Annotated in this window: 3 protein-coding genes; 2 read left to right on the top strand and 1 reads right to left on the bottom strand. The window is 73.6% G+C overall.

The features are described from left to right. The coding region (locus IE249_RS37760) for a tetratricopeptide repeat protein (RefSeq protein ID WP_229858790.1) at positions 1 to 640 on the top strand (640 nt) is incomplete at its 5' end. 291 nt (positions 641 to 931) lie between these two features. After that, positions 932 to 1123 carry a hypothetical protein gene (locus tag IE249_RS18705; protein WP_189705965.1) on the top strand — a complete coding sequence of 64 codons (192 nt, stop codon included), beginning with the start codon at positions 932 to 934 and terminating at the stop codon, positions 1121 to 1123. A 104-nt stretch (positions 1124 to 1227) separates the two neighbouring features. Here the strand turns inward: IE249_RS18705 and IE249_RS37755 are convergent. Then, a partial coding sequence (locus IE249_RS37755; RefSeq protein ID WP_229858789.1) for an AMP-binding protein occupies positions 1228 to 2221 on the bottom strand: 994 nt, incomplete at its 5' end.

Here is a 2221-nt window from a genome sequence, read left to right as displayed (position 1 = left end):
CTGCTGGGCGGCGAACATCCTCGGGGCGTTCAACTTCTACCGGGGCCGGTTCGCCGAGGCGGAGGAGTACCTGGAGCGGGCCATCGCCGACTTCCGCGCCTGCGGCGACCTGTCCGGCGAGGCGGCCGCCCTGTGCAACCTCTCCCGGCTGCACCTGGAGACCGAGCGCGCCGACAGCGCGGTGCACCTCGCCCGGCAGGGCATGGAGATGTACGAGCGGCTCGGGCACTCCCTCAAGGCCGCCAACGGCCACTACGCGCTCGGCATGGCCCTCGCCAAGAGCGGCCGCCCCGCCGACGCCTCCGCCCATCTCGGCGAGGCGCTCCAGGTGTTCCGGGTGAGCAGACAGCGGCTGTGGGAGGGCATGGCCCTGTTCCGCCTCGCCGAGGTCGACCTGCTCAGCCTTCGCCCCGCCCAGGCCGCGGCCAACGCCGAGATGGCACTGGCCTCCCTGCGCGGCATCGGCGGCGCCTGGCGCCGGGGCAACGTCCTCACCGTCCTCGGCAAGGCCCTCACCGCCCTCGGCCAACAGGGCCGAGCCCACGCCTGCTGGCGCGAGGCCCTCCAGATCTACGAACACCTCGACTCCCCGGAGGCGCAGGAGGTCCAGAACCTCCTGGCCCTGGCAGCGGCAGCCTGAGCCGTCAGGCCCAGGTGCGGGAGGGTGCCGGCCGACGGCGCGGGCGAGCGGCTGTCCGCGGTGGCCCGGTGGGGCGGCGGGCCACCGGGTGGGGCGTTCATCGTTCGTTTATCGGGGGGCGGCAAGGTGGTTGTTGCCGGTTCGTCGCGTCGGGGGGCAGGCGAAACGGTGGTGAGGTCGCCGCGCTCGCGATCTAGAGTGGCGACCGCAGCGGGCCCGTCCGGCCGTCCTCGGGGGAGTGGCCGGGCGGGCCCTCGTCAACGCAAAAACACAGCAGGGGAGTTCAGCAGCATGAGCGACACCAGCAGAGACGAGCAGGCCGTCAGGCCGCTCAACACGCACATCACCGACGCCGAGGCGAACGCCGGGATCACGCCGCTCAACACGCACATCACGGACGTCGAGCAGACCGCCGGCGACAGCGCCGCCGACGGCGGCACCGTCAAGCCGGACAACACCCACATCACGTCCGAGCCCAAGTAGGGCCGAGGGGGCGGGCGCCCGGCGCCCGCGCGGGCCGCGGCGGATCCGGGGGGACCGCCGCGGCCCGCGTCGTCCAAGAGCCCCGCCGCCGCGGCCCGCGTCGTTCACGCCCGCCGCCGCAGTTCCCCCTTGACCACCTTGCCGCTCGCGTTGCGCGGCAGAAGCCGTACGAACTCCACCGACCGCGGCACCTTGTAGTTCGCCATCTCGCGGCGGGCCCAGGCGATCAGGTCGTCGGCCGTGAGGACGGCCCCCTCGCGCCGGACCACGTACGCTCTGCCCACCTCGCCCAGCCGGGCGTCGGGGACACCGATCACCGCCACGTCGGCCACGTCCGGGTGCAGGCCCAACTGCTGCTCTATCTCCGCCGGGTAGGCGTTGAAGCCGCCGACGACGTACATGTCCTTCACCCGGTCGGTGACCCGCAGGTTGCCCACCGCGTCCAGTACACCCACGTCCCCGGTGCGCAGCCAGCCGTCCGGCGTGACGACCTCGGCGGTGGCCCGCTCGTCCTCGTAGTAGCCGCGCATGACGTTGAAGCCGCGGACCAGGATCTCGCCCGGCTCGCCCGCGGGGACCGGGGCGCCGGAGGCGTCCACCACCCGCACCTCGGTCCCGGGGATCGCCCGGCCCGAGGTAGAGGCGATCACCCGGGGCGCGTCCCCGCGCCGGCACATCGTGACGATGCCGCTCGCCTCCGACAGGCCGTACGCCGTCAGCACCGTCTCCACGCCCAGTTCCCCGCGCAGCCGCTCGACCAGCCGCAGCGGCACCACCGCCGCACCGGTCACCACCAGGCGCAGCGCCGACAGGTCGTGCGCGTCCCGCGCCGGATGGTCCAGGAGCGACTGGTGCACGGTCGGCGGGCCGGGCAGCACCGAGACCCGCTCCGCCGCCACGTTCGCCAGCACCGCCGCCGCGTCGAACACCGGCTGCGGGATCATCGTCGCGCCCCGCATCAGGCACGCGATGACGCCCGCCTTGTAGCCGAAGGTGTGGAAGAAGGGGTTCACGATCAGATAGCGGTCCCCGTGCCGCAGCCCCGCGAGGTCGCTCCAGATCTCGTACGCCCGCAGCGTCTGCGCGTGGGTGATCACC

This window comes from Streptomyces anandii JCM 4720, assembly GCF_014650655.1.
Lineage (GTDB): Bacteria > Actinomycetota > Actinomycetes > Streptomycetales > Streptomycetaceae > Streptomyces > Streptomyces anandii.
Note: the sequence above shows the minus strand (reverse complement) of the source record. Positions and strands in the feature narration are given on the sequence as shown.